Genomic DNA, 6955 nt, shown 5'->3' on the forward strand with positions numbered 1-6955 from the left:
GTGGGGCGCGAGGCAGAGCGCGCAGCAGCGCGCACACGGGTCGCCGAGGTGCTGGCGGGCCGGCCTGCGGTGGTCTGGGTCGAGGGCGAGGCCGGCAGCGGGAAGACGGCCCTCGTCGACGCGATCGTCGACGAGCTCCCACCCGGGATACGGGTGCGCCGGGCCGAGGCCGACGAGATGAGTCCGGACGAGCCCGGAGGACTCCTGGCGGCCCTCGGGGCGGGCAGCAGCGACGGAGGGCCGCTCGGGGCGGGGCTGGACCTCCTGTCGTCGTGGGCGGCGGACCAGGACGAGGGGCCGCTGGCGGTGGTCGTCGAGGACCTGCACTGGGCCGACGCGGACTCCCGCACCGCCCTGCTCACGGCCGCGCGACGCCTGCAGGCCGATCGCGTGCTGCTCGTCGTCACCAGCCGTCCCGGGGCCGTCGACGGCTGGGCCCGCCTGAATCTCGATCCGCGGCGGTGCCTGCGTCTCGACGTCGGCCCGTTGGGGGTCGAGGAGGTCCGCACCCTGGCCGCGAACCACGGCGTCACGCTGGGGCCGCGGGACGCCGCCCGCCTTCACGAGCACACCGGCGGGCACGCCCTGCACGTGCGCACCCTGCTCGTCGAGCTCGGCGGGGCCGGGCTCGTCGGCGGCGAGGGCGGGCTGCCCGCTCCGCGATCGCTGGCGTCCACCACCACGGCGACCGTGGCCGGGCTCCCGCCGGAGGCCCGGCGGCTCGTCCTGGCCCTGGCGGTGCTGTCGCGGCCCGCGCCCCTGGCGGTCGTCGGGCGCATCGCGGGGCTGGAGCGGCCCGCAGACGCGCTGGACGCGCTGCTCGCCACCGACCTCGTCCGTCGTCAGGACGACGGCGCGGGCGGCGACCTGATCGCCTTCACCCACCCGCTGCACCGCGTCGCCCTGGAGGACGACCTGCCCCCGTCGCGCCGGCAGGCGCTGCACCGGTCGGCCGCCGCGGTCCTCGGGGCGGGCGAGGGGTTGTGGCACCGCCTCGCGGCCGCGGACGCACCCGACGCGGCGCTCGCCGCCGATCTCGTGGCCGCGGCCGAGCGCGCCCGGGGCCGCGGCTCCCGCGTGGCGGCCGCGCGGGCCCTCGTCGGGGCGTCCCGGGTGGCGCCCGGCGGGGGCGAGGCCTACCTGCTCGACGCCGTGCGCCTCCTCGTCGCCGACGGGCGCCCGGGGCGGGCCGCGCAGCACCGCGCCGCGGTCGAGGCCTGCGCCGACGGCCCACACCGCGACCTCGTCCTCGGCCTGCTCGACGCCGAGAGCGGCGCCTCCGGGCTCGCGGTGGACGCGCTGCGGCGGGCGGCCACCGCGGACGGGCCGGACGACGTCGTCGCCGAGGCCCGGGTCCGGCTCGCGGTGCTGCTCGCGATGGGCGGCCGGGGCGACGAGGCGGTGGAGCTCGCCGACGGGGCCCTGGCTCTCGACCTGCCGGCGGAGGTGGAGCGGCAGGCATGGGTGGCCCTCGGTGTCGGGGAGCTGATGCGGGCGGGTGCGGTGGCGGGCCTCGCCCGGATCGCCCGGCGGCTGCCCCACGACGCCGCCGACGTCGCGCCCGCCGACACCGACCTGCTCGTCCTGCGCGGGATGCTGCACTTCTTCGCCGCCCGGTACGCGGTCGCCGTCCGCGACCTGCGGGCCGCGATCGGGCTCGCCCGGCGGGCGCCGGACATGGGCGCCTCGGTGGAGCAGCTGCCGCGGGCCCACCAGCAGCTCGCCCACGCCCTGTTCGTGGTGGGACAGTGGCAGGACGCCGAGGTCCACGCCCGGCTCGCGCTCGCGCTGGTCGACGAGGAGGGGCTCGCGCGGGTCCGCGCGCCGCTCTACGCGGTGTTGGCCCGCCTCGCCGGGTGCGTGCGCGGCGCGTGGGAGGACGCCGAGGCCCATCTCGCCACGGCCGCCGGGGCGGGCGGGCTCGGTGGGCCGGAGGCGGGGCTGTCGATCGCGATCGCGCGGGCGATGGTCGCGGACGCCCGGGAGGACCCCGCCGGGGTGCTCGCCGCGTTCCCCGACGTGGTGGCCGGCCGCCGGACGGTGCCCGTCTCGGCGGCGCTCGGGTGGTGGCCGATGCTCGTCGAGGCCGCCGTCGACCTCGGGGAGGTCGACCTCGCCGAGGACCTGCTGGCCCGGCTGCGCGACGCCGCCGCGGCCCGTGGGCAGGACCACGGCGCCCTGACCGTCGGGCTCGAGGGCCGGATCGCCCAGGCCCGCGGCGACGTGACCACCGCGCTCGAGCTCTACGAGCGGGCCTGTCAGGGGTTCGACGAGAACGTCCCGCTGCTCGACCGCGGCAAGCTGCAGGACCGCTACGGCGTCCTGCTGGTGGCGCACGGCCGTCGCCCGGCCGGCCTGCGCCGGCTCCGCGAGGCGCGCACCACCCTGGCTGGGGCGCTCCCCTACCTCGCGCGGGTCGAGCGGCACCTGGCGGCAGCCGGGACCGGGGACGGCCCCGCACCCGGCCCCGACCTGGGCCTGACCGACCGTGAGCGGGCCGTGGTCACGCTGGTCCGCCGAGGGATGACCAACCGGGAGGCCGCCGCCGAGCTCTACGTCAGCGACAAGGCCGTCGAGTACCACCTCGGCAACGTCTACGCCAAGCTGGGGATTCGCACCCGTCGGGAGCTGCGGGCCCTGGGGACGGTCTAGGGAGCGTCCCCAGGGACTCCGCCGCCCGCGCGGCGCACGCTCGTCGTCATGGAGCTCCGCGTCGAGGTGACCACCGACGGAGGCCGGCTGACCGGCACCGTCCGGCGGGCCACCTCGATGACGGCCCACCCCTTCTCCGGGCGGCTCGAGCTCCTCGCCCGCCTCGAACAGCTCTGCGAGCCCGAGGCGACCCGTCCCGACGACGAGGATCGAGCCGCGCCGTGAGCACCCTGTCCACCCCCACCCCCACCCTCGGCGACGTCCTCGTCGTCGACGACCGGACGGTCCTCGTCCTCGGGCAGGAGCTCGACGTCGCGCACGATCAGCCCGACGTCGCGAACGCCCTGCTCCACCGCGTCGGCAGCACGCTGGTGCTCGTCGACACCGGCGTCACCCTCGCCTTCCGCGACGCCCTGCGCCGCGCCGTCGACCTGGTCGGCGCGTGGGACCGGCTCGTCGTCCTGACCACCCACGGGCACCCCGACCACGTCGGCAACGACGACCTCGCCGACGAGCTGGCCGCCGAGCGCGGCGTGCCGGTCGAGCACCACGTCCCCGCCGGCGACATGGCACAGATGGCCGACCCCGACTCCTACTGGGTCGCCTCGTTCCGCCGCATCGCCGGCGTCGTCCCCCTCCCGGCGCCCCCGCAGCTCGCCGGGAACAAGGTGGTCTCGCTGTTCGCGCCCCTGCGACCCTTCGGCGCCACCACCCGCCCCTACGAGGACCGGCCGTTCGAGCGGCTCACCCTCGGCTCGGTGCGCACCACCGGCTGGTCGTTCGCCGACGGCGCCGTCGCCGTACTGCGCACCCAGGGCCACTGCACCGGCCACGTCATGGTCCTGCTCCGCGACGCGGGCCTGCTCCACCTCGGCGACGAGGACAACGGACCCTGCGGGGTCATGCACGACGCCGACCAGCTCAAGATCCAGACCGCGCTCGGCACGGCCGCGACCCTGCTCGCCGAGGGCACGGTCACCGTGCTCACCGACGGCCACACCCCGACGATCCGCCGCGGTGCCGAGGCGACCGCCTTCGTCGAGACCCTCCTCGACCAGGCCGCGGCCCTCTCCCAGGTCGCCCTCGATGCCGCCGGGGGGAGGCCCGAGGTCGACCTGCGCTCCTTCGCCGCGGGGTACGGCGAGGGGGTCGCCAGGCTCGGGGTCGGCGGCGCCAACCCGAACGCGATGTTCACCGGCATGATGGCCGTCAACGCCCTGAAGGAGCTCGGCCTGCGGCCCACCGGTCGCGGGGGTTGGCGCCGGCCGCCGGCGACGAACCCGGCCCCGGTGGCCGGCATGCCGCGCGGCCTCGCGCTCGTCCCCGCAGCGGTCGCGATGCTGCGCTGGAAGCTGCGCGGCGGCGACCGGTGACCACGCCGGCCCCGTCCCGACGATGGCTGGTGCTGGTCGCGATGACCGGCTCGCTGTCGATGATCATGTTGGACCAGACGGTCGTCGCGGTCGCCCTGCCCTCGATGACCCGGGAGCTGTCGCTCTCGCCGTCGGGGCAGCAGTGGACGGTGAACGCCTACGTCCTCGCGATCGCCGCGCTCGTCGCCCTCGGCGGCCGCGTCGCCGACCTCCTGGGCCGGGTCCGGGCCTTCCGCGCGGGCGTCACGCTCTTCTTCCTCGCCTCGGCCGCCTGCGCACTCGTGCCGTCCGGCCCGCTCGCCGAGACCGGCGTCATCGCCGCCCGGGCCCTGCAGGGGGCCGGCGCGGCCCTGATGATCCCGGTGTCGGCCACGATCGTCATCGCGGCGTTCGGCCCGGGCGAGCGAGGCAGGGCGATGGCCCTCTACGCCGGCATCAGCCAGGTCTTCCTCGCCCTCGGCCCGCTCGTCGGCGGCCTGCTCACCGAGTACGTGTCCTGGCGGGCGGTGTTCCTCCTCAACGTGCCCGTCGGGCTCGCGACCCTCGTGCTCGTCTCGGTCGCCGGGGTGCCGAATCGGCCCGACCCGGCCGTCGCACGGCCCCGGCCCGTCGACGTCGCGCTGCTGGTCGTCGGGCTCGGCGTGCTGACCGTGGCGTTCCAGCAGGTCACCTCCCGCCCCGGCACCGCGCTCGGGATGCTCGTCCTCGGCGCCGCCGCGCTCGCCGGGTTCGTCGCCCGGCAGCGGCGGGCGGCCGACCCGCTCCTGCACCTGCGGCTGCTGCGCGATCCCGGCCTCGCCGGCGACGTGACGGTGATGGCCCTCGTCCAGTTCGGCCTGCTCGGGCTCGTCCTCTACAGCTCGGTGACCTTCCAGGAGGTCCTCGGCCTCGGGCCGATGCAGGCCGGCCTCGCGGCCCTGCCACTGATCGTGCCCCTCACCCTCGCCGCTCAGGCCGGCGGCCGCTGGTACGACCGGGCCGGGGTCCGCGCCCCGGTCCTCACCGGCACCCTGCTGTGCACCGCCGGCGCCGCCGCCTGGGCGATCGCCGTTCCGACGACGACCTACCTCCCGCAGGTGCCGGGAATGGTGCTCGTCGGGATCGGGCTGGGACTGACCCTGTCGCCGGGGAACACCGACGCCCTTGCCCGGGTCTCCGACCACGAGCGCAGTCAGGCCTCCGGGCTGACCCAGACGGCCCGCCAGCTCGGCGGGACCGTCGGGTTGGCCGTGGTCGGTGCGGTCGTGCTGGGCCTGACGCCGGCCGACCACGCCCCCACCGGCGCCGCCACCGCAGTCGCCGCCGGGTTCGGGGTGGTCGCCCTGGCGTTCGCCTCGGCAGCGACGGCCACCGCGCTCCTCCTGACCCGGCGACGCGGAGCACCGGTACCCGAGCGTGCGGGATGACCCGCGCTCGAGCCTCCAGCGCTGGCGCGAACCCCACGACCTCCGGCGACGACGCCACGAACTCGACCGAGAGAGGAGACTCGACGTGACCGTCGAGACACCGACCCGCCTGCCCGTCGCCCGATGGCTGTGGATCGTCGTGCTGATCGGCGGGATCGTGCTCTTCGAGCTGGTCCGTCGGACGCTGGTGGCGACGCAGAACCCGAACTTCCTGCCCTCGCTGATCCTGCTCGGCGCGGCCGTCGTCCCGGCCGCCTTCCTGACCTTCGTCGCGAGCCGTCGACTCCCCATCGACCTCGGCACCGGCCCGATCGCCCTCGCCGCCCTGCTCGGCGGCGTCATCGGCACCGTCGTCGCCGGGACGCTGGAGTACGACGCGATGCAGCGCCTCGGCGGCCTGCCGATGCTCGTCGTCGCGATGATCGAGGAGGCGGCCAAGCTCATCGTTCCGGCGGCCATGCTGGGAGTCGCGCGCTACCGCCACGGTCCGGCGAACGGCCTGGTACTCGGTGTCGCCTCCGGGGCGGGGTTCGCCGCGCTGGAGACGATGGGCTACGCGCTGACAGTGCTGGTCCAGACCCGCGGGAACATCGCCGCCGTCGACGGCGAGCTCCTGCTCCGGGGCCTGCTCAGCCCGGCCGCGCACATGGCCTGGACCGGGCTCACGGCCGCCGCACTGTGGCGCTGGGCCCGCCTCGGTCATGGCCTGTGGTGGTTCGTCGGCACCTACGTCGTCGCGGTCGCGCTGCACACCGTGTGGGACTCCGTCGGCGGCCTGCTCGTCTACATCGTGCTCGCCGTCGTCGCCTTCGCCCTGCTCGTCCTCACCACGCACCGCCTCGGTGAGCTCCGGCCCGATCGCGCCACGGCAGCGTCCCGGACCTGACCGACCATCCGGCGACGGCCACCACCGCCGACCCTCCGACCACGGAGGAACACCCGTGCGCCTGCACCGATCGGTCGTGGCCGCTGCCCTGGCGGCCCCGCTCCACGCACGCCGCCGCAGCCGCACCGAGACCGACACCATCCTCCGGGAGTACCGATGGACCTCCGCACCGACCGCGAGCAGCTCTTCGCGAAGCTCGCGCACCCCGACACCGTGTCCGCCTTCTTCGAGCGCGTCGCCGACGACGTCGACTGGACGGTCGCGGGCACCCACCCGATCGCCGGCCGCTACACCGACAAGAAGGTCTTCCTCCAGGCCACGTTCGACCGGCTCCGGCCCCTCATGCGCGACGCCATCCGGCTCGAGCCGCGCCACCTGGTCGTCGACGGGGACACCGTCGTCGTCGAGCTCCAGGCCATGTCCACCACCCTCGACGGCTCGCCCTACGACTACGTCCTGGTCTGGGTGTGTCGCTTCGACTCCGCGGAGCCGGGCGCGTCGGTGGTCGAGGTTCGCGCCTACCTCGATTCCGCCATGGTGACCTGGACGATCACGCGCAACGAACTGCTGCTCGCAGCCCGGTCGCGACATGGTGCGGATCCGGGCAGAGCCTAGTCGCCCACCGGCCGAACGAGACC

At 76.0% G+C, this 6955-nt stretch carries 6 protein-coding genes; all 6 read left to right on the forward strand.

Translation table 11 applies throughout. The features are described 5' to 3' along the window. Positions 1 to 2652: ATP-binding protein (locus tag AC0CYZ_RS29135; protein ID WP_472221604.1), on the forward strand; the 2652-nt coding region annotated here is incomplete at its 5' end. Positions 2653 to 2700: 48 nt separating this feature from the next. Beyond that, the gene (locus tag AC0CYZ_RS29140; RefSeq protein WP_472221605.1) at positions 2701 to 2877 is read left to right on the forward strand and encodes a hypothetical protein; all 177 of its coding nucleotides are present in this window, start codon (positions 2701 to 2703) and stop codon (positions 2875 to 2877) included. After that, on the forward strand, positions 2874 to 4025 hold the full coding sequence (locus AC0CYZ_RS29145) for an MBL fold metallo-hydrolase (RefSeq protein ID WP_472221606.1): 1152 nt from the start codon (positions 2874 to 2876) through the stop codon (positions 4023 to 4025). The genes AC0CYZ_RS29140 and AC0CYZ_RS29145 overlap by 4 nt, the downstream gene beginning before the upstream one ends. A gap of 29 nt (positions 4026 to 4054) precedes the next feature. Next, positions 4055 to 5431 (forward strand): MFS transporter, encoded by a 1377-nt coding sequence (locus tag AC0CYZ_RS29150; RefSeq protein ID WP_472221607.1) that lies wholly within the window; start codon positions 4055 to 4057, stop codon positions 5429 to 5431. Between the two features lie 85 nt (positions 5432 to 5516). Then, the gene (locus tag AC0CYZ_RS29155; RefSeq protein WP_472221608.1) at positions 5517 to 6317 is read left to right on the forward strand and encodes a PrsW family intramembrane metalloprotease; all 801 of its coding nucleotides are present in this window, start codon (positions 5517 to 5519) and stop codon (positions 6315 to 6317) included. A 156-nt stretch (positions 6318 to 6473) separates the two neighbouring features. Further along, positions 6474 to 6932, forward strand: coding sequence for a nuclear transport factor 2 family protein (locus AC0CYZ_RS29160; RefSeq protein WP_472221609.1), 459 nt, complete (start codon positions 6474 to 6476; stop codon positions 6930 to 6932). The last annotated feature ends 23 nt before the right edge of the window (positions 6933 to 6955 follow it).

The sequence above is a fragment of the Actinomycetospora sp. genome (assembly GCF_055612215.1).